We start from the raw sequence: 20,183 nt of genomic DNA on the forward strand, positions 1-20,183 counted from the left end.
CAAGGCTGATGGCGCCACAGGTACTAGCGATCTCCCTAATCCTTGAAGACTGAGTAAGCAGGTCTTCGAGGCGCATGGCAGACGAAAGCCAAAGATATCCTATAAGAAGCGGCTCTGATAGTCATGGCACCAAGGCATTGCCCGTAATGGATGACATTATCGAGTCTCACGTGCCAAGGCCCCGAAACAAGAAGAGATATGTTCAGCATTCCTTAGATGCTATTGACCGATTTCGTCCTTGATCTTTTGAACTAACAACAATTCTCTTTGATCTCGGAATGCCTTGAAGTCTGACAACTTTAATGATATGTCGGGAATCAGGTGATTTCGATAAAATGCATCCCTATTGGAGTTTCTGGTTTGCTCATCCACCCATTCCTCTAGCGACTTGTGCTGCTTTGACATATTCTCATTGGCGTCAAGCATTTGCAAGTTAATAATGCTATTATTGAATGCTGAGTCAAAGAACTCACTGCGATCAGCCTCATTAAGGCAAAGACTCTCGGCCTTCGCTTCAGAAAAACTACTAATTGGGTGTAAATGATCCTTATGAAAATTGTTATTCCTATAGTCCATATTAGGAAACAATATAGCTAATATAGAGAATGCATACTGATCGTCCTTTTGAGTTTTCAGCAAATCAATGATGAGCTCATCAGTTAAAGATATATCTTTCGCAATTCCACGACGGATCTCAGCTGACGGAAAATCATCAATCTCACTCTGGATATAATCTTGGGAAATATTAGATGTGAATACACTCCTTATTTGAGTCAAGACAGCATCAGTTTGGCTGCCGAACACTTTTAGTATCAAAACAGTGTGCAACCATTTTCTCATAATTGTTCTGTTTGTAGCATTTGCCACTGAGTCCGTGAAGTTGGTTGTAATGCCTTTATGAAAGACATAATAAATGATCGGCAGCAGTGCATTTTTAGATGTCAAGGTGTAGTCGTTAAACCCGATTGCCTCAGCCAGCTTAAAAACTTCAATGATGACATCTCGAATTCTTTCCCAATTTGCTTCAAAGTCTTGAGCATTTTGCCTGCTAAAGTTGTGGACTTTAAACTTTATGTCCTTGCTAAAGAGATACAAGTAGCATTTAAGTACAAAATCTTTACTGATGGCAAACCCAGAATTTCGAACATAGTCAACAAGTGAATGAATCTCGCGTCGGGCATCCTTCTGCTCCCAGTTTGCTACTGCAATGGACATTATTAAATCTGAAAAGTTTAAGGGTTCTCCACCGCTATTGATTCTTATAAAGATGTTCAAGGCCTTGTCCAAATTTTGCTCTTCTTCCAAATAGAAGTTAACAGTAGAATCCGAATGGATTGCCTCCTGCAGTGACGATAAGATTTCGATAGAGGGATATGGCAGTTGATTGTCTATCACAAATGCGTTGAATCTTGCAAGATTCCTAAGATCTAGAATTTTACCAACCTTAAACCAGCGCGATTTATAAAGATCTGAGCCCTGAGTAACTTCGTCCTTTAAAAATGAAAATTCATACTCGCGGCCATCTTCTTGATCAACCAACTTATCTTCAATGTTTAAATACAGTCGTCTTGTTGGTAAACAGTTTTCGTTATCATCCCACTTTTTGCGAGGCTCCTTATAAGCATAGGAGCCCTTCAATCCCAAATACAAGGAGGTAAGCCGCTGTTGACCATCCAATACCGCAGTGAATCCATATAGTCCATCAGTCGAAACTTCTGCATTGTGAATCTTGTATCGCTCTCTATACTCGGAAAGAAAGCTGTAAAACCTATAGCCATTGCGTTGCTGGCTTTCTACCTTCCAAAACAAAAAAGAACTAATAGGGTACTTTCTCAGCAGAGAGTCGAATAGCCATTCAATTTGACTAGCACTCCACACAAATTCTCGCTGAATCGCTGGCAATAAGTATTTTTTGCTTTCAATGTTCTCAATTGCTTGCCAAATTGTGATTGGTGTCTGGAATCCTGACATCTGCGCTTAATTCTTGTATCAATGTCACAATCATAAGCTAGAGAGCCCCTCCTTCAAACCCTCGGTGACGGCCGCCAGAAAAGGCAGATCAAGGGTGTCAATCGTGTCGCTCATCTGGTGGTAGTGCGGGTTGCGCATGAAGGAGGTGTCGGTGACCATCGCAGCGTTGTAGCCCGCATCCCAGAAGGGGCTGTGGTCGCTCAGGCGCACATCGGGCAGCGCCCGGCCAGCATCGGGCACAGGCAGCACCTTGGTGGTGACGTAACGTCCCATTCGGCTGGCCAGACCCGGCAGCATCGCTGCAGCGCCGAAGTTGCCCACCACGGCGATGTAATCGCCCCGATCGCCGTAAATCGCCCGCATCGCCGGGTGCGGGTAGTTCTGGGTTTCGCAGGTGTAGGCGAGCATCTCCAGGCTCACCATCAACTTGAGCTTCTGGCCGCTGGCCTTGAGATCACGGGCCAGGGCCGAGCTGCCGAGCATGCCCCATTCCTCCTGATCAAACGCCACGAGCCACACCGGTCTCCTGGGTGGATGGTCCGACCAGTGGCGGGCCAGCTCGATCAGGGCCGCCAGACCGGAAGCGTTGTCATCGGCGCCGATCGAATGCAGGGGTCCGTCGTAGTGGGCCGCCACCAGCAGGGGATCGAGCTCAGGGCGCTGGCCGGGGAGCTTGAGGATCAGGTTGGTGCCCTCATCGATCCCTTCCGAGAAGCGGTGTTCTTCCACGGGACCAAGTGCGCCGAGCTGCTCCTTGAGATAGGTCCGAACCGCCATCAGGCCCATGGGGTCCCAGCGGGCATGGCGGGGCCGGGCCAGTTGCTGCAGGTGCTCCAGCAGTCGGGTGTGGTCTGGGGCGAGCTTGGGAGCGGGGTATTCGATGGTGATCTGCCTGATGTGGCATGAAGCTTACTCGCTTGACACCTGCACTGCAACTGTGGATAATTAGGCCATGGTGAAAGTCTCCACTCCAGCTGACGCCCTCTACGGCCTCGAGGAGCTCCTCCTCGTCGCCGGCAAGCTGCTGGGAGAGGTGATTTCACCCCGCACCGTGCGTCTCTATGCCACCCAGGGGTTGATCGATCGCCCCGGCAAGGAGGGCCGCAGTGCGGTCTATACCCACCGCCATCTCCTGCAATTGGTGTTGGTGCGCGCCCTGGCTCGGCGCGGTCTCAGCCTCTCGGCGATTGCTCCCCTCTGCGTTCTGGCCGACGCCGATCTGGAGCAACAGCTGGAGCAGCTCGATGGGGAAGGGGCGGCGGCCACCGTTCCTCCCCCTCCTGCTTCCCGTAACGCCCTCGACTACCTCCGGGATCTGCAGTCCTCAGAGGAATCCACCCCAACCAGCGACGACTTCCCTTCCGGCCTGTTGAGCAAAACCCATTCGCTCAGTCCCGTTCTCGGGATGCTCAGCGAACCCTTCTCTACCCAGGCCCGCTCAGAACGCTCCCCTTCCCGCTCCCCTTCCGGTTCCCGCTACGGGGGCAGCAGTCGCGAGGCCTCCAGCCGCTGGCTCCGTTTCACCCTCGCCCCCGGGATCGAAGTTCACGTCCGCGAATCCGTTTCTCTTCCTCCTGCCGGTTCCCGCCGTCAGCAGTGGCTCAAGCGCCTGCTGGATCGGCTCAACGAACTGATCGACGACCCCTTCAGCTGAATCTTTTTTTCCAAGTACCACCGCCTACTCAGCTATGACCCAACCCACCCTGCGCTTCCGGCCTCTGCGGCCGGCGGTGGCCTCTGATCGCCCGTCACGCCTTGATCTGCTGCTCACGATCACACCCCCAGGCCTTGACGTTGATCCCCAACGCCAGCAACGGCCGCCGCTGAACCTGGCCCTGGTAATCGACCGCTCCGGCTCGATGAGCGGCACCAAGCTCAGCTACGCCCGCAAGGCGGCCCGCTTCCTGGCCGGGGAACTCACCAGCCGTGATCGCCTCGCCATCGTCACCTTTGACGACGAGGTGAAGGTGGTGGTGCCCTCCACCCCCGTCATCGATCCGCAGTCGTTCATCGCTGCGATCAACACGATCCACAGCGGTGGCTGCACGGCCCTCTTCGATGGCTGGCTGGCGGGAGCCACCCAGGTGGCCGAACACCTCGATCCCACCCAGATGAACCGGGTGCTGCTGCTCTCTGATGGCCAGGCCAATGAGGGCCTCACCGACCAGGAACAGATCGCCGCCAAGGTGGAGGGCCTGACCCAGCGAGGCATCAGCACCAGTGCCTTTGGCCTGGGGGCGGACTTCGATGAAGACCTGATGGGGGCCATGGCCACTGCTGGCGATGGCACCCTGGCCCACATCGAAACCCCGAGCCAGCTGGCGGATCTTTACGCCTCCGAGCTCCAGGGCCTGGCCACCACCTTCGGGCGGCGGGTGAGCATCGGTCTACGGGTCAAGCACGGCGCCGAGTTGGTCGATCTGCTCAACGACCTCAAGCCCACCGGCGCCGGCAATCACCAGCTCCCCAACCTGCGCGCCGGCCAAGAGCTCAATGTGGGTGTGCAGCTCAAGCTGCCCGCCTGGATCCCCAATCAGGAGATCCTCAGCGTGCGCCTGGCCTGGGATGCCCCCGGCAGCAACGAACGCCAGACCCTGATCGAGCATCTGCAGTTGCCTGTAATGGAAAGCGAGGAGCTCGGGGCACTGGACCCCGATGAGGCGGTGGCTGAACAGCTGGCCCTCTTCAAAGCCAACCGTGAGCGCAGGCGCGTGATCGAGGAACTCGATCGAGGTGATCACGACACCGCAAGCCTCAGTCTGCGGAATCTGCGCGACAACCTGTTGAAGATGCCCGCCAGCCCGAGGATCACCCGCGAGCTCGACCTGCTCAGCGAAAAGCTGGCCTTGCTCAAAAGCGATCCGAAGCGCGGCCGCAAGAACCTGAGCAAGGAGTCGCAGCGCTCCAGCCTCAATGTCTGGGAGAGCGACGATGACCAGTCCTGATGTGGTGGCGATCGGGGATGTGCATGGCTGCGCCTCCCTGCTGGAGCAGGAACTCACCCCGCACCTGGACACCGGCGCCGAGCTGATCTTCTTGGGGGACCTCATCGACCGATCCCCTGAGCCCGATGGCGATCGCAAGGTCTTGGAGCGGGTCTGGCAGCTGCAGGACAACCCAGCGGCCTACGGCCTTGCGGGTGTGACCGTGCTGCGAGGCAACCACGAGCAGATGCTGCTGGACGCCATGGCCCTATCGACCCCAGAGGAAGACTTCGATCTGTGGCGTTGCAACGGCGGCCATAAGGATCTCCTCCCCCTGGCCCGCGAACACAAGCAGTGGTTCAAGCAGCTGCCGGTCACAGCGCTTCGCGGCAATTACCTGTTTGTGCATGCGGGGGTGCGGCCGGGGGTTCCGCTGGAGCGCCAGTCTTTCGACGATCTGATCTGGATCCGCAAGCCCTTTCTCTCCCAGCCCCATGGGTTGCCCTACACCGTGGTGCACGGGCATACGTTCCGCAATGACTACCAGGTCGCCCGCCTGCCACACCGCATCGGCATCGACACCGGGGCGTATTTGAGTGGAACGCTGACGACTCTGCGGCTTGACATTCCACCCGAACCGAATCAGGGGGCAGACGCGTGACGCAACAGGAGATATGCCGTGAGGCACGGCTGGCTTATCTGGACTATTTCCGTGAAGCCCGGGATCTGGCCATCGACAGCCCATTCCATTACCTGCTGTTTGATGAGGACCTCTCCCCGGTCGTACAGGCTCTCACCCTCGATGAGATTCTCAGCGTGCATCCCACAGATGCTCCCTTCCAGCAGCGCGTCTGGATATGCCAGGACGTGGCCAACTTTGTCGAGCGCAAGCGCAACCTCTGGCAGCCGATGGGTCCTCTGCCCCAGCTCTATCGAGGCATGGGGACGATGATGCTTGTGGTTCCTCGCCTCGACGAAGACAAGAAGCGTGGCGCTGGATCCTGGGAAACCGTCTACAGAAGTGGGAAGGAGTGATGCCTGAGTCCGTTGGCCAGACTTCAGTCGAGCAAGCGGGTCAGGGTGTGAGCCAACGCCTGATCACCTCCAGCCAGCTCTCCCTCTTCAGCCGCAGCCCGCGAATCGGAGCGTGGTGGGAGGAACTCAAGGCCAGAGGCCTCTTCTCTGGTGTGCAGCCACCCCCTTCCTCCCTTGATGAGCAACTGTTCGACGATGGCCTTCGCCTCGAGCAGGTGTTGCTCAACCAGTTGGAAGCCGAGGGCTATCGCATCGCCCGCCTGGCCGGCAAGCAGAACGAGGCTGATTACGTAGCCACCCGCGAGGCGATAGAAGCAGGGTTTGACTTCATCCATCAGGCCTCACTGAACAACGGAGAGATCCGCGGCTCGGCCGATGTGCTGCGCAGGATTCCCAAGCCATCAGTTCTCGGCGACTGGAGTTACATCCCGATCGAGTGCAAGCTGGCCAGCAAGCCCCGCACCACCTTTCTGGTTCAGGCCTGCGCCTATTGCGAACTGCTCACCCCCCTGCTGGGGCACCGGCCCGATCGCTTCGAGTTGTTTCTCGGTGGTGGCCGCTTCCAGACCTATGACACCGATCGTTTCTGGGCCTGGTACCAACAGCTCCGCAACCGCTACCGCGATTTCTGTGCTGCCTTCGATTCCGCCTCACCACCGGAGGATGAACCCGGTGATCACGGCAGCTGGAGCGCCTTCATTGAGGAGCGCCTGATCGCCGAGCGGGATTTGGTTTTGGTGGCCAACATGCGCCAGAACCAGCGCCTCAAGCTCAAGGCCGCCGGGATCCACACAATCGAGCAGCTGGCCGAGCTGCCTCCCGGCTCCAGCATTGCTGGCCTGGCTGCCGAGGCCCTGTTCGAGCTGCGTCAGCAGGCCCAGCTACAGCTCACGCCCCATGGAGCCGACAGCAAGCCCGCCTTCCTGGTTCGCCCCCTGCAGCCGGGCAAGGGGCTGGCCGCCCTGCCCGCCGCCGATGCCGGGGACATCTGGTTTGACATGGAGGGCATCCAGGATGCCGTTGCCGCCAAGAAGCTCGAATACCTCTTTGGGGCCTGCTACCGGGAGGCCCCGGCTGAGCCGGCAGCCTTCATCGCCTGGTGGGGACATAGCCCCCTGGGAGAAAAACGGGCCTTCGAGGGGTTTGTGGATTGGGTGGAGGAACGACGGCGCCGTCATCCAGGCCTGCACGTCTACCACTACGCCAGCTATGAGAAATCGGCGATGCGCCGCCTCTCCCAGCAACACCAGACCCGTGAGGCGGTGATCGACGACTGGTTGCGCAGCGATCTGCTCTGCGACCTGCTGCCGATCGTCACCCGATCGATTGTGCTCGGTGAGGGCAGCTACTCGATCAAGAAGGTGGAGGGGCTCTACATGGGTCCCCGGGGCGCCGATGTCACCAACGCCGGTGATTCTGTTGTCGCCTACCTGCACTGGCAGTCCTCCGGTGAGCCTTCCCTGCCGGGACCCGCCCCAGAAGGCAGCCCCAGGCTTCAGGCGATCGAGGACTACAACCGCGACGACTGCGTCTCCACCGTGCTGCTGCACGACTGGCTGCTGGAGTTGCGCCGTGCCCAGGGCCTGCCCGAGCAACCGCTCGAGCATCCGCAGGAGGAACGCCCTGAGGCCGAACCCTGGCCCTTGGAAGCCCTCAGCGCCCGGTTGATCGCCGAGTTGCCCGAGCAGCTCCAGAGCGATCCAGCCGCCAATGCCCCAGAAGCGGAGCTGATCGCCCAGGAACAACTGGGTTTACGGGGCCTCAGGTGGCGTGTGCAGCGCCTGCTGGCCCAGCTGCTGCCGTTCCATCACCGCGAGGCCAAGGTGGCCTGGTGGGCCTACTTCGATCGCAGAGGCAAGGCCCTGCAGAGTCCTGAGGATCTCGACGCCGATGGCGAGGCGATCAACGGAGCCGTCTGGCAAAGCGTTGAGAGCGTGCCGAGTCCCAGAACCGGCTCCGACTGGCACAGCTTCTGCTTCGATCCGAGTCAGACCCTCAAACTCCATGTCGCCCAGGGAGATGGGCCCATCAAGCTGGAGATCCCCGAGACTGGCCAGAAGCTCCCGGCCGTGGTGATTGACGGCGAGCGGGGCACCCTCACCCTCAAGTACCCCTGGAGCACGAGAGACAAGCGGCAAGCCGCCGACCAGTCGGTTGAACTTCCCAGGGGTCCTATGGCCCTGATCAAGGTTCCCGAGGACATCAGCGAGCTCCTACGGGACAGCCTGCTGGCCCAGGCCGAGAGCTGGGTGGATGGTGTCAAGCCGATCCCTGCCGCCATTGTTCACCTGCTGGAGCGCCGTGCCATTGAGCCACTGATCTCGCTCAATGCCGCCCTCGCAGCCGATCCGAGCGCTTTGCCTGTCCAACTGGCGGAGTTTCTGGCCTCCCACAGCGATCTGACCCTGGCGCTCCAGGGCCCCCCAGGCACTGGCAAAACCACCGTCACCGCCGAGGTCATCGCCGAGTTGGTGCAGCGCGGTCTGCGGGTGGCGATCAGCTCGAACAGCCACGCCGCGATCAACAACCTGCTGCTCAAGGCCCACAGCACCTGCGCCGCCCGTGGCCTCAGCCAGCAGGCCGTGAAGTGCACCACCGCCAAGGACGACAAAGGCTTGGTCGGCCAGCCCGTGGCGCTCTGCAAACCCGATGCCCTCACAGGCTCGATGGCCGTGGTGGGCGGCACGGCCTGGATGTTCGCTCGCCCCGTGATGGAGGAGATCTTCGACTGGCTGGTGGTGGATGAGGCGGGGCAGATGTCACTGGCCAATCTGCTGGTGATGGCCCGCTGTGCCCGAGGAATCCTGCTGGTGGGGGATCAACAGCAGCTGGCCCAGCCCAGCCAGGCCGATCACCCGGGAGAAAGCGGCCGCTCCTGCCTGGAGTATCTGATGCAGGACAAGGCGGTGGTGCCGGCGGATCAGGGCGTGTTCCTGGCCACCAGCTGGCGGATGGAACCCTCGCTCACCGCCATGGTGTCGGCGCTCTTTTACGACGGCCGGCTCAAGGCCAGCCCCGCCAATGCCATCAACCGGATCGAGTGGCGGGAGCCTTTCACCAGCAGCAATGGTGGAGTCCTCCCCAGCCAGGGGTTGGTGTTTGAGGCGGTTGAGCACACCGTCTGCAGCGTCAGCTCAGAAGAAGAAATCGAGCGCATCGCTCAGCTGGTGGAAACCCTGCTGGGCTGCAGCTACCGCCATGCCAGCAGCGGCGGTGAACGCAGTGGGCTGTTGACCCCAGACGACATCCTGGTGACCGCCCCCTACAACGTTCAGGTGAACCGTCTACAGCAACGGCTGGGCAACCGTGCCCGGGTGGGAACGGTGGACCGATTCCAGGGCCAGGAAGCCCCCGTGGCCATCCACTCCCTCACCGCCAGCGACGGAGACGCCGCCCCCCGGGGCCTGGGTTTCCTGCTGCAGCCCAACCGGCTCAATGTCGCCATCAGCCGTGCCCGTTGCCTCTCGATCGTTGTGGGCTCACCCGGCCTCGTCACGGGTATCGCCAACACGGTGGAGGAGGCGGAGCAGATCAGTCGGTTGTGCCGTTTGGTCCAAGCTTCTATGGAAGATGATCACTGAGATTTCAGCTGAACTGAATTGGATGCCCTTCTCAATCCATTGAGGAACAGCCCATCCTGATCAATTGTGTCACTGAAGTGACCCCCCTTGAGGTTGAAGTGATCGGGATGGAGGGGCGTCAACTTGCCTGGAAGAGAAGGAAACAGAACACCTAAGCTTGAGCGAACGCGCTTCTATCACTCGTCCTGAATTAGTGGAAACCATGTCGTTCAACGTCAAGTCTCGGCTGGCAGATTCGGTGGTCAATGCAGTATTGGCCAAGCCATCTGGCTCACGCCACGGAATCACTGGGTTCTGGCTCGCATCGCTGGATCGCGTACGCAATGAGCGCATCCTGAGGATTGGCACGCTCCATGGGCATCACTTCTTGCTTGCTGCTGAGATTGACCCGATTGCGACGCACGTGATGGACCCGAAGCGTCTTGATGAGTACGTCGAGCATGAGATCCTCAAGCACTCCAAAGACAAGGACTCCTATTTCATAGAAGCTGCTCGTACCCACGTACAAGAATGCATCGAGAAAGGGCGCATCGTCGTCGCCTTCCGGAATGCTCGTACCTTCACTGAAGGGTTCAAGAGCAATGGGCGCAACTCCATCTGGTATGAGGAAGATCAGTGACATTGAAACCCAACCCAACAGCCCAAGACCTCACACCCCATGCCTACACACGCCAAGGCCCGCCTGACACCCATCAGCCGTGCCCATTGCCTCTCGAACACAGTGGCCGAAGCAGAGCAGATCACCCGGTTGTGCCGGACCCTGCAGGAAAGCCTTCGTGGTAGCGGCCAGTGGATTGGTAGCGAATCCGCTGATTGATCGCGTCCATGGTGAAGTCAAATAATTCACCGTCGTTGAGGTCGATGAACTGACCGGCAAGCAAGAGGCCGTGTTCAATCGTCTCCACCAGCTGGCCATAGTCGATTCGGTAGAGGTGGGCGTGGTTCCCATAAGAATCCTTGATGGCCGCGAACAACTCTGAAAGGTTCTCGCTGAACTCCTCATCGAACACCTCATCGGAGGACATACCCTCCGGCAGGTTGTAGGCCGTGGGGCGCAGCAAGGGAACACTGTCCGGGACGGCGACTTCCTCCTCCGGTGCATAGACCATCGGACAGCTGCCACGGGTTTCGAGCATCCACTCCAGAAGCTTGTCCAACCCCTCCGCATCAGCGGTCATCAGCGCCATTTCACCGTCCTCGTCCGGCTGGCTCTTCACCCAGTCGATCGCTTGGATGGCTGCCATGCCGTGGCCTTCGTCCATCCATGGCAAGAGATCCTGCAAGGAACAACCCTGGAATCCCTCCTCCACGAGGCAGTCGATGCTCCGGGTCGTGCTGTCGAGCTGATTGAGCCACCGCAGGGTCGCTGGAGCGAGATCGGTCATGGTGCGGCCGGGAGCAAGGAAGCCGGGCAGTCTATCTTGTCCTCACAGTTGCAGTGGCACTGTCGTCCTTTTGGGTTTCAGGCTCGGGCTTGTCCTGGCCTCGGCGCTCTGGCTTGCGAAACAAACGGCAGAGCGAGATAGGCCATCGGCGTTGCTCCAGCCATGCCCACTGCGTCGGCTCGGGCCCCTGCGCCCCATCAATCTCTGTGGAGCCGAGGCTATGCCGTCACAACTACCCCATTAACCACCAGGGCTGGTGATTATCTGCTGATCTTCCCCATGAAAAGGGCGCCCCGTGTCGGGCGCCCTTGGGCCGGTTGCAGGGCTTGGGCTCGCGCTGCCCTGGTCGAGGCCTCTGATTCATTAATAGATCCGCCTGGCTTGCTTGTCAGTACGGCAAGCCGATCACGGCGGTGGGGGCCTCAACTGCAGACAGGACCAGCTCACCACTGGGGGCTGCAGGGCGCCCAGCCCGCCTTGCGTTTCTCGCTCCAGAGCTTGAGGGCTTCATCCCGGCTGATCTCCCGGCGGTTCTTGAGCAGCGGCACCGGCTCGCCGGGAAGCAACTCGCCGCTGGTGATTTCCAATCTCTGGTAGGTGCGCTCCCAGCGGGTCGGGCGAAAGCGCAGCACCTGACGGCCGTCGCTCAGCCAGCCCTCCTTTGGCGTCAGGGGGACACGATGTGATGGCCGGCTCATGCCTCTGTGAGTCGGGCCTCGATCAACCGGCAGCACTCCTGCACATCGCTCGCGCTCACCACCCCCTTGCTGAGTGAAAGGAAGAAGTCCCGCCACAGCGCCAGTACCTCCAGCAGGATCAACGGCCTGCCCGCATTGAGCTGATGGGCGGCTTCTGAGGCTGTGCCGGGGCCTCCGCCCCCGCAGATCACCACCACATCGGCGCTGAGCACGTTGATCACGTTGCGGGCCTTGCCCATGCCGGTGAACACCGCCAGATCCAGCTCCGCGGTGCATTGCCTGTCGTCACCCTTCCCTTCATCGGGCAGCACCCCCACCACCAGGTGCCCCTCCACCCGCAATGCGCCACGGCTGGCCGCCGCCATCACCCCCGCCGGGCGGCCACCGGTGAGTAGCACCCATCCCCTGGTGCTGATGCACTCCCCCAGCTCCTCGGCCAGGGCCACAGCCTCAGCCGAGGCGCCCTCTCCGGCACCCATCACACCCACCACCGCACGCCGGCTGCTCATGTCACCTCCGGGCACCAGCCCCGCTGGCGCGTCATGTCCTCGGTCCAACCCTGGCACCGGCGGGTGAGGTGCTCCGTCCACTCTCTAGCGCCCACTGTGCAGCTACCAGCTCTGGATAACGAGCACCAGCATCAATTGCTGCGGGGATTACACCTGCCCATGTGTTCGGATAAGCCTTGACTGACATGAATCAAGTGCATGTAAGCCAGATTAAATAAAGCTAGAAATATAACTACATACTCTGGTCAGCGGTCCATTGTCGGTCCACCACCCTTTACTAACTCATGCTCAACTCAGTGATAGCAACCAATCTCAGCCATAGGTTACCACCACCAGGGGGTGTTCGCTGCGGCGCAGGGCGCGCACGCTCACGTACGCCAGCGCCGACAGCAACGCGCCGGCCAGGGCGAACAGCAGCGGCAGGGTGGGCAGGGCCGCGCCAGCCGCCACACCAGCCGCCGTGCCTGGCGGGAGAACCAGCGCCAGGGCGCCGGGATCGGTGAGCAGCAGCACGCCCAGCCAGCCGAGGGCCACCGCCAGCCACACCCGGGCGCCGGGCCGTTCGCCCAGCAGCGGCCAGGCCAGCAGGGCCGTGAAGGTGGGATGGAGGTATTGCAGCACCGTGGCCACCGCGAGGGGCAGGCCGGCGATGGCCAGGAACACGCAATAGAGGCCGGCCGTGCCGAGCACGCCACGGCTCACCAGCAACCCCTTGCGCTGCCCCCAGGGCGAGACACCCGCCCGCCTGAGCATCCACCAGCTGATCAGCAGGCTCACCACCGAGCGGGCCAGCACCACCTGCTCCACCGGCAACCGCCCGCCCAGCGCCTTGACGCACACCCCCATCAGGCTGAAGGCCAGGGCGCTGAGCAGCATGTCCATGCCGGATCCCAGCCGAGCAGGCGCGACGCCCGCAATCGCCGACGCTAGACACTGCCCGGCCGGCGGGGCGGTGCCTGGCGTCGCCGGGATGGTGGCAACGGCAGCTCCCCACACCTGGTGGCCTCGGGCAGAATGGGAGCCAATCAGCCCCTACCGGTAGCGCCTTTCCTTGAGTCCCACGGCACCCCAGGCCCGCCTTCACCCCCGCACGATCGAGGCCGTCAAGGAACGCGCTGACATCGTCGATGTGGTGGGGGAGCACGTGGTGCTCAAGAAGAAGGGCCGCGAGTTCGTGGGCCTCTGCCCCTTCCACGACGACAAATCGCCGTCGATGACGGTGTCACCCGCCAAGCAGTTCTATTACTGCTTCTCCTGCGGGGCCGGCGGCAACGCGATCAAGTTCCTGATGGAGCTGCAGCGCACCAGCTTCAGCGATGTGGTGCTGGATCTGGCGCGCAGATACCAGCTGCCGGTGGAAACGGTGGAGGGGCCGCAGCAGGAGCGGCTGCGGCAGCAGCTCTCGCGCCGCGAAGCGCTGCTGCGGGCGCTGGCGCTGGCCTCCGGCTGGTTCCGCAGCCAGCTGCGCAGCCCCGCCGGCGCCGCCGCCCTGGCCTACCTCAAGCAGCAGCGGGGCCTGAGCGAAACCACGCTGGAGAGCTTTGAGCTCGGCTATGCGCCCGAGGCGTGGGATGGGCTGCTGAAGCACCTGCAGCAGGTGGAGGGGCTGGCGCCCGAGCTGCTGGAGGCCGCCGGTCTGGTGGTGCCGCGCAAAGGGGGCGACGGCTTCTACGACCGCTTCCGCCACCGGGTGATGGTGCCGATCCGCGACCGGCAGGGGCGAGTGATCGGCTTCGGCGGCCGCAGCCTCGACGACGGCGAACCCAAATACCTCAACTCCCCCGAAACGGAGGTGTTCGAGAAGGGCAAGCACCTGTTCGGCCTCGACCGCGCTACCAACGCCATCCGCAAGGACGACCAGGCGGTGGTGGTGGAGGGCTACTTCGACGTGATCGCCCTGCACGCCGCCGGCATCACCAATGCGGTGGCGTCACTCGGCACGGCGCTCAGCAGCCAGCAGATCACCCAGTTGTGCCGCTGCTGCGACAGCCGCCGCCTCGTGCTCAACTTCGACACCGACGGCGCCGGTGTGCGGGCGGCGCAGCGGGCGATCGGCGAGGTGGAGCAGCTGGCGCTGCAGGGGCAGGTGGAGCTGCGGGTGCTGCACCTGCCCGCCGGCAAAGACCCCGACGAGTTCCTCAAGGAGCACGGCGCCGGCGAGTACCGCGCCCTGCTGGAGCAGGCACCGCTCTGGCTCGACTGGCAGATCGAGCAGGCGCTGGAGGGCAAGGACCTGGCCCGCGCCGATCAGTTCCAGCAGGCGGTGTCGGCCCTGGTGGCCCTGCTGGGCAAGCTGCCGCAGAGCGCCGTGCGCAGCCACTACCTGCAGCAGGTGGCCGAGCGCCTCTCCGGCGGCCAGGCGCGCCTGGCCCAGAAGCTGGAGGAAGACCTGCGCCTGCAGGTGAAGGGCGAGCGCTGGCACGGCCGCGCCAGCCGCTGGGACAAGCCCGGCGAGGTCGGCCTGCGCGAGCGGGCGGAGGCGGAGCTGCTGCGGCTCTACCTGCATGCGCCCATCCATCGCGGCGCGATCCGGCGGGAGCTGCGGCTGCGCGAACTGGATGATTTCGCCCTGCAGCACCACCGGCTGCTGTGGGCGGCGATCAGCCAGCTGGAGGAAGACAACCTCGGCGCCGGCCGGCTGGAGGCGGTGAACCGCGGCACTGATCCCGGCGAGGATCTGGGGGATCTCGACCTGCCCCGCCTGCTGGCCGACCAGCTGCTGATGGACCAGAGCGAACTGCTCAACCGGCTCACCCCCCTGCTGGAGCCCAACGAGCTGCAACGCATGGTGCTGGCCCAGCCGCTGCTGCAGCTGCGCGGCACCACGGCGGTGCTGGAGCGTCAGCGCAGCCTCAAGCGCTGCCGCCACCTGCTCGATTCCTGGCGCGGCCAGAACCTGGAAACCCTGGAGCGCTGCATCGCCCGGCTGCTGGCCGAAGAGAACGGCAACGGCTCAGCGGCGCCGGGAAGCAGCGCGGCGGAGGCCCCGTCGAGCAGCCCCAGCGCGGCAACACCTGCCCTGCTCGACATGGAAAGCAGGATCGGGGCGCTGTTCGTTGAACTGAACCGCGATGCGCTCCATTTCCAGGAGCTGTATTACAGCGAGCGGCTGCACATCGGCCATCTCGATCAGCAGCGCTGCGCCGGCTGGGAGGAAACGCTGCAGGCCCCGGCGGCCTGAGGCAGGCCACACGGCGGCCGGCTGTGGGAGGCGGCTTTCGGTGCTGCGCAGCGGCGCTCAGCGCCCCAGCAACGCCATCACCTGGGTGAAGAAATCGACGACCTGATCGTTCTCGATGAGGTCGTCGAGCACGCGGATCGGTTTGCTGTAAAGCTCATCCTGCTTCAGGATCTCAGGCCAATCGATCGCAGCAGACGCCGGGGCGGAGCCATTGGCCTGGAAGGCCTTGAGAAACTCCCAGGCGATGATCCCCTGGCCGATCACGGTGGGATGGACGCCATCCAGGCTGAAGATGCCGCCCTCCAGCAGTTCCCCCTCTTTGCTGGCTTTGTAGAACTTGGTATTGAGCGGCGGATACAGCCACTGGAATTCTTCGGGATACACATAATTGGGCATGCCGCTGTTGCGCTTCCAGGCCATGCGGGAGAGCACATCGCCAATGTCCACCAGCACGAACGGGCTGTGGGAATAGCGCTGATTGAATTCAGCCAGCAGCTGCTTGATGATCCTATTGTAGCGAAGAATCACCGTGTCGATGAACTGGGCATCACGAAAGGTGAGGTGGTTCTGCCGCCGTGAAAGCGCTGTGGCATCGCTGACGCCATAGCGCTTGTAGTACTGGTAATAGCGGAAGGTGCCGGCGGCGTTGCCCGGCGGTACGCGCGGATCCTTCACCACCCGTTCCTCCCCGAAGCCGTCGATGATCGGCGCGATCGTCACCAGCGGCACCGTTCCCACGTAGGCCTTCCAGCTGGCGTTGCGGTTGCTGGCCATCGCCTGACAGATCTTCTCGAGCAACTGCCTGTAGTCGCGCTCGAAATCGTTCGGATGCCAGAGGTTGAAGGGATCGGGCTTGGTGGGGTCTTCGCTGCGGGCGGTGAAGCTTCTGCCATTCCCCGGTGTGAGGCGAACGTCAAGGGAAAAGAGGGTGCCGAGAGCATTGTTCGCCCCCAGGAACACGATCAGATTGTCGACACCTTCACTGGACGCCACAACCTCCAGCCAGCGGATCGGGGAGTGGGCGTCAAACGTGTCGTTCGCCTGGGGATTGAGCACGCGGTAGGCGGCCCGGTAGAAGGGTTGGTTGGCGCAGGCAAGGCCGAAGTTGTTGTCGAGGCCACGGCTGTCGCGCTGGATTCGATGCTTGCAGAGCGCCGGGGTGATCTCCCAGGCATCGCTCACCCGCATCCCTTCCACGGCGGTGTTGTCGGTGAACGGTGAGCTGAAGGACGGCACGGGCTTGCCGATGGCTCCCGGCCCTCGCTCGAAATAGGTTTCCGCGCGATCCAGCTCGCCCATGATCTGCAGCAAGGCCCGCGGCCATTCCCCCCAATCCACGTCCACACCGAAACGGCCCTCCAGCCTGCGGAACAGTGCTTCGAGGTCGAACTTGAGCTTTTCCCCTTCCCACAGCACCAGCCGGTAGTCGCTGGGCGCGATCCCCAGGGCTCTGGCCAGATGGGTGCTGTAGGCATGTTCCGTGAAGGCGGTGCAGCCACTGCGAAAGCCCTGCGAGACGCTGTCGCCGATCGTGAAGAGCCTGCCCATCCAGCCGCTCGGTTCCGGTGCTGCTCACCACTCTGTCCAGGATCAGAGCACTGCCACAACTCCGAGACATCTCTTCCAGTTCCGCATCACGTTTCCTGAAGGCGGCAGGTGTGGGGTGAGGACGCTGCTGCCTGCCTTCCCTGTAGCAAGCCCATGGGGAGGCCCGCTCGAGCCCCTGTTCTATTGGGCAGACCCCTGCGGCTGTCTGCGCGGTGATCGCTCACTCTGCGACCTCAAAATCTGTGGTAGCGAAATCTGTACCCATGACATCAACAACTGCATAATCTTTATCGATGATTTTCAGGCCTGTGATCTCTATACTTGTGATCTCTGCATCCGTGAAGTCAACAGCAGTGATTGCTGCCATTGTGAATTCAGCAGCCAGGATATCTTTAACTGTAAATTCTGCAGACGAGACCACGGCTGGTTAACGCTGGCGCAACAGGAGCTGCAGGCGGGAGTTGGGAGGGTGGATTGAAGGGCCGCCTGGTCAGTTCTTGTGCGCCGAATCCCGTCCGGCGCCACAGCCGTGCCGCAACAAGTCCGTCAGACAACCTGCGGAACTGGCACGCCCCCCAGGATCGCTCTGCCATCCGGCCGCACCGCGGCCACCCCGGCAGCCCTGCCAGATTCGACCCCCCAGGTTGTGCTCCGTTGACATCCGCCGCTGCCGCCGACTCCGCCAGCCCTACGACCGTGGCCACCGACGCCCTGCCGGCCGCGGGGTCGATCTGGCGGCGCAGCTGGTATCCCGTGGCCTATCTCAAGGATCTGGACCCGGCGCGGCCCACCCCCTTCACCCTGCTGGGCGACGACCTGGTGCTCTGGTACGACCGGGAGCCCGGCCAGTGGCGCGCGTTTGCGGATGTGTGCCCGCACCGGCTCGTGCCGCTCTCCCAGGGCCGGCTGAACGGGGCGGGCGAGCTGGAATGTCCGTACCACGGCTGGACCTTCAACGGCGACGGGCACTGCACCGCCATTCCGCAGGCGGAGGGCGACACGGCAGCCGCCTCGCCCCGCAGCCACTGCCGCGCCTATGCCACCGCCACGGGGCAGGGGCTGCTGTTCGTGTTCGCCGGGGAGGCGGAGGCGGCTGCCGCCGTGCCCTTGCCGCTGCTGCCGATGCTCGCGGCGGAACCGGAGCGCTGGAGCGTGCAGGACACCTTCCGCGACCTGCCCTACGACGCCCTCACCCTGCTGGAGAACGTGCTCGATGTGAGCCATGTGCCGTTCACCCATCACGCCACGGTGGGCAAACGCGATACGGCAGGTCCGGTGAACCTGGAGCTGACCAGCAGCGGACCGGACGGCTTCACCGGCGTGTGGCCCGAGGGGCCGCGCCGGGGCACGCTCGGCACCCAGCACACCAGCTTTCAGGCCCCCTGCCTGATGTGGCACGACCTCACCGCCAAGGGTTTTGCCCGCATCCTCACCGTGGTGTACGCCACACCGATCCGGCCGGGGGAGTGCCGCCTGTTCGCCCGCTTCCCCTTCCGCTTCGAATCGGCCCTGCCGGCGCGGCTGCTGAAGCTGCGGCCCGAATGGCTGCAGCACCTGGCCAACCACGTGGTGCTGGAAGACGACCAGGCCTTCCTGCACTGGCAGGAGCGGGTGCTGCAGCAGCGGGGCGGCAGCGACGCGCTGGTGCGTTCCTGCTACCTGGCCACCCCGTCCGATCGCTACGTGCGCGCCCTGCACGACTGGGTCAGCGGCGGCGCCGGCAAACCCTTCGGTGCGGCGCCGCTGCCCGAGCGGCTGGGGGAAACGCCGCTGCTCGAGCGCTACGAGAGCCACACCCGCCACTGCCGCAGCTGCTCCGGCGCCGACCGGCGGCTGGGCCAGCTGCAGCCGCTGGCGGGGGCCGTGCTGCTGCTGGCGCTTGGCGCGGCGGCCTGGTGGGGGGCCTCAGCGGCGGCGGCCGGGGCGCTGGTGGTGGCGGCGCTGGCGGCAGCGACCTGGTTCCAGGCAGGGCGTTGGCGGCATCAGTTGCGCGTGGGGCGGCCGGTGCCGCCGCGCAACAGCCTGCGCACCAAGGCCTGAGGCTCAGGCCCGCACCACCGGGATGTCGCTGAGGCGGGTGGTGGCGGCACGCGAGAGCTGCTGCCGCTTCATCGCCCAGGCCGGCCGGAGGCCGCAGGCGGCCCACTGCACGGTGCCGCGGCCGTAGCGGCGGTTGAGGCCATCGATCGTGGCCATCAGCGCTTCGCGCCGCTGCTGCTGCTCCGGCGGCAGCGGCGTGAGCAGATGGTGCTGCAACTGCTGCAGGGGCTGCAGGTTCTGCAGCAGCACACCGGCCTTCTGCAGGGGTTTGTGGGGGCGGAACAGGCGGTCGGCCAGCGGCAGGGCGGCGGCCAGCAGCACGGCCGTGTCGTTGCTGGCCAGCGGCAGCGACACCGTGGCGGCATTGGCGTAGAAGCTGGTGCCGTTGAAGGGGCTGCTGCGCACGAACACGGTGATGGTGTCGGTGCGTTGGCCCTGGCGGCGCAGCTTCTCGGCGGCGCGGCTGAGGTAGGTGGCGATCGCCTCCCGCAGCTGGGGCAGCTCCCGCACCGGTTCGCTGAAGCTGCGGCTCACGCAGGTTTCCCGCTTGGCGGGCGGCACCGCCACCAGCGGCAGGCAGCTGTGGCCCCGCAACTCCTGCTGCAGCCGCAGCCCCACCACGCCCGCTTTGGCCCGCAGCTCACCGCTGGCCATGTCGCGCAGCTGCAGCGCATTGGCCACGCCGCGCAGCCGGCACCAGCGCGAGAGCTTGCGGCCGATGCCCCACACGTCTTCGATCGCGACGGCCGCCAGCCAGGGATCGGGGGCGGCCACCGCCCCAAGATCGAACACACCGCCGTGGGCGCGGTTCTGCTTGGCCAGCTTGTTGGCCACCTTGGCGAGCAGCTTCGAGGGGGCGATGCCCACCGCCACCGGCAGCCCCAGATGCCGCCGCACCTGGGCCCGCAGCGCCTGGCCCCAGGCGGTGAGATCAGCACCGGTGCCTACCGGGCCACCGGTGCCGGCGGGGCGGCGCAGGCGGCCGAACGCTTCGTCGATCGAATAGACCTCCAGCTCCTCCACCCAGGGCTCAAGCGTGAGCATCAGGCGGTGGCTCATGTCGGCGTAGAGGGCGTAGTTGGAGCTGCGCACCACCACCCCGAGCCGCTCCAACTCGCGGCGCACCTGGAAATAGGGGGTGCCCATGGCGATGCCGAGGGCGCGGGCCTCGGCGCTGCGGGCCACGATGCAGCCGTCGTTGTTGGAGAGCACCACCAGCGGCCGGCCGATCAACGAGGGATCGAGCGCCGCCTCGCAGGAGGCGTAGAAGTTGTTGCCGTCGATCAGCGCGGTGGCCCAGGCCATGGAGGT

General features: G+C 63.0%; 16 protein-coding genes and 1 pseudogene. 8 read left to right on the plus strand and 9 right to left on the minus strand.

The features are described from left to right. Positions 1–219: 219 nt before the first annotated feature. Both KBZ19_RS12695 and KBZ19_RS12700 read right to left on the minus strand, forming a co-directional pair. Positions 220–1,971 (minus strand): DUF262 domain-containing protein, encoded by a 1,752-nt coding sequence (locus KBZ19_RS12695; RefSeq protein ID WP_255101188.1) that lies wholly within the window; start codon positions 1,969–1,971, stop codon positions 220–222. 30 nt (positions 1,972–2,001) lie between these two features. Beyond that, positions 2,002–2,748 (minus strand): M20/M25/M40 family metallo-hydrolase, encoded by a 747-nt coding sequence (locus KBZ19_RS12700; protein ID WP_255101189.1) that lies wholly within the window; start codon positions 2,746–2,748, stop codon positions 2,002–2,004. A gap of 175 nt (positions 2,749–2,923) precedes the next feature. Between KBZ19_RS12700 and KBZ19_RS12705 the strand changes: the two genes are divergently transcribed. From KBZ19_RS12705 to KBZ19_RS12730, 6 genes are all read left to right on the plus strand, one after another. Beyond that, positions 2,924–3,625 carry a MerR family transcriptional regulator gene (locus KBZ19_RS12705; RefSeq protein WP_255101190.1) on the plus strand — a complete coding sequence of 234 codons (702 nt, stop codon included), beginning with the start codon at positions 2,924–2,926 and terminating at the stop codon, positions 3,623–3,625. Between the two features lie 34 nt (positions 3,626–3,659). After that, entirely contained in the window at positions 3,660–4,916 is a 1,257-nt protein-coding gene (locus KBZ19_RS12710; protein ID WP_255101191.1) for a VWA domain-containing protein, read from the plus strand. Further along, a complete protein-coding gene (locus KBZ19_RS12715; protein ID WP_255101192.1) occupies positions 4,903–5,556 on the plus strand; it encodes a metallophosphoesterase family protein in 654 nt (217 codons plus the stop codon). The genes KBZ19_RS12710 and KBZ19_RS12715 overlap by 14 nt, the downstream gene beginning before the upstream one ends. Next, positions 5,553–5,930, plus strand: coding sequence for a hypothetical protein (locus KBZ19_RS12720; RefSeq protein WP_255101193.1), 378 nt, complete (start codon positions 5,553–5,555; stop codon positions 5,928–5,930). The genes KBZ19_RS12715 and KBZ19_RS12720 overlap by 4 nt, the downstream gene beginning before the upstream one ends. Positions 5,931–5,977: 47 nt before the next feature. Then, positions 5,978–9,511: a TM0106 family RecB-like putative nuclease gene (locus KBZ19_RS12725; protein WP_255101194.1), complete on the plus strand. Its 3,534-nt coding sequence runs from the start codon at positions 5,978–5,980 to the stop codon at positions 9,509–9,511. 157 nt (positions 9,512–9,668) lie between these two features. After that, positions 9,669–10,130 carry a hypothetical protein gene (locus KBZ19_RS12730; RefSeq protein ID WP_255101195.1) on the plus strand — a complete coding sequence of 154 codons (462 nt, stop codon included), beginning with the start codon at positions 9,669–9,671 and terminating at the stop codon, positions 10,128–10,130. A gap of 121 nt (positions 10,131–10,251) precedes the next feature. On the opposite strand, the gene KBZ19_RS12735 is transcribed toward KBZ19_RS12730, so the two are convergent. From KBZ19_RS12735 to KBZ19_RS12750, 4 genes and pseudogenes are all read right to left on the minus strand, one after another. Next, positions 10,252–10,896 carry a hypothetical protein gene (locus tag KBZ19_RS12735; protein ID WP_255101196.1) on the minus strand — a complete coding sequence of 215 codons (645 nt, stop codon included), beginning with the start codon at positions 10,894–10,896 and terminating at the stop codon, positions 10,252–10,254. 443 nt (positions 10,897–11,339) lie between these two features. Further along, positions 11,340–11,594, minus strand: a complete 255-nt coding sequence (locus tag KBZ19_RS12740; RefSeq protein ID WP_255101197.1) for a DUF1651 domain-containing protein — start codon at positions 11,592–11,594, stop codon at positions 11,340–11,342. Next, a complete protein-coding gene (locus tag KBZ19_RS12745) occupies positions 11,591–12,103 on the minus strand; it encodes a hypothetical protein (protein ID WP_255101198.1) in 513 nt (170 codons plus the stop codon). Before KBZ19_RS12745 ends, KBZ19_RS12740 begins: the two co-directional genes overlap by 4 nt. Positions 12,104–12,421: 318 nt before the next feature. Beyond that, a pseudogene (locus KBZ19_RS12750) lies at positions 12,422–12,979 on the minus strand (DMT family transporter); the annotation flags it as partial. 175 nt (positions 12,980–13,154) lie between these two features. Between KBZ19_RS12750 and dnaG the strand changes: the two are divergent. Then, positions 13,155–15,284 (plus strand): DNA primase, encoded by a 2,130-nt coding sequence (dnaG, locus tag KBZ19_RS12755; protein WP_255101200.1) that lies wholly within the window; start codon positions 13,155–13,157, stop codon positions 15,282–15,284. A gap of 57 nt (positions 15,285–15,341) precedes the next feature. Here dnaG and KBZ19_RS12760 read toward each other — a convergent pair whose 3' ends face one another. Both KBZ19_RS12760 and KBZ19_RS12765 read right to left on the minus strand, forming a co-directional pair. Continuing rightward, positions 15,342–16,832: a hypothetical protein gene (locus KBZ19_RS12760; protein WP_255101201.1), complete on the minus strand. Its 1,491-nt coding sequence runs from the start codon at positions 16,830–16,832 to the stop codon at positions 15,342–15,344. A gap of 220 nt (positions 16,833–17,052) precedes the next feature. Beyond that, positions 17,053–17,253, minus strand: a complete 201-nt coding sequence (locus tag KBZ19_RS12765; RefSeq protein ID WP_255101202.1) for a hypothetical protein — start codon at positions 17,251–17,253, stop codon at positions 17,053–17,055. Between the two features lie 233 nt (positions 17,254–17,486). Here KBZ19_RS12765 and KBZ19_RS12770 point away from each other — a divergent pair, with 233 nt between their 5' ends. Continuing rightward, positions 17,487–18,872 carry a Rieske 2Fe-2S domain-containing protein gene (locus KBZ19_RS12770; protein ID WP_399220273.1) on the plus strand — a complete coding sequence of 462 codons (1,386 nt, stop codon included), beginning with the start codon at positions 17,487–17,489 and terminating at the stop codon, positions 18,870–18,872. A 3-nt stretch (positions 18,873–18,875) separates the two neighbouring features. Here KBZ19_RS12770 and KBZ19_RS12775 read toward each other — a convergent pair whose 3' ends face one another. Further along, positions 18,876–20,177 carry a Y-family DNA polymerase gene (locus tag KBZ19_RS12775; protein WP_255101203.1) on the minus strand — a complete coding sequence of 434 codons (1,302 nt, stop codon included), beginning with the start codon at positions 20,175–20,177 and terminating at the stop codon, positions 18,876–18,878. Between the last annotated feature and the right edge of the window lie 6 nt (positions 20,178–20,183).

The sequence above is a fragment of the Synechococcus sp. L2F genome, from assembly GCF_024345695.1.
Taxonomy (GTDB): Bacteria; Cyanobacteriota; Cyanobacteriia; order PCC-6307; family Cyanobiaceae; genus MW101C3.

Excerpts from the sequence above, each read along its gene's own strand:
- KBZ19_RS12695 (WP_255101188.1), bottom strand. The coding sequence starts at position 1,971 with ATGTCAGGATTCCAGACACCAATCACAATTTGGCAAGCAATTGAGAAC.
- KBZ19_RS12700 (WP_255101189.1), bottom strand. The coding sequence starts at position 2,748 with ATGGCGGTTCGGACCTATCTCAAGGAGCAGCTCGGCGCACTTGGTCCC.
- KBZ19_RS12705 (WP_255101190.1), top strand. The coding sequence starts at position 2,924 with ATGGTGAAAGTCTCCACTCCAGCTGACGCCCTCTACGGCCTCGAGGAG.
- KBZ19_RS12710 (WP_255101191.1), top strand. The coding sequence starts at position 3,660 with ATGACCCAACCCACCCTGCGCTTCCGGCCTCTGCGGCCGGCGGTGGCC.
- KBZ19_RS12715 (WP_255101192.1), top strand. The coding sequence starts at position 4,903 with ATGACCAGTCCTGATGTGGTGGCGATCGGGGATGTGCATGGCTGCGCC.
- KBZ19_RS12735 (WP_255101196.1), bottom strand. The coding sequence starts at position 10,896 with ATGACCGATCTCGCTCCAGCGACCCTGCGGTGGCTCAATCAGCTCGAC.
- KBZ19_RS12740 (WP_255101197.1), bottom strand. The coding sequence starts at position 11,594 with ATGAGCCGGCCATCACATCGTGTCCCCCTGACGCCAAAGGAGGGCTGG.
- KBZ19_RS12745 (WP_255101198.1), bottom strand. The coding sequence starts at position 12,103 with ATGAGCAGCCGGCGTGCGGTGGTGGGTGTGATGGGTGCCGGAGAGGGC.
- KBZ19_RS12760 (WP_255101201.1), bottom strand. The coding sequence starts at position 16,832 with ATGGGCAGGCTCTTCACGATCGGCGACAGCGTCTCGCAGGGCTTTCGC.
- KBZ19_RS12775 (WP_255101203.1), bottom strand. The coding sequence starts at position 20,177 with ATGGCCTGGGCCACCGCGCTGATCGACGGCAACAACTTCTACGCCTCC.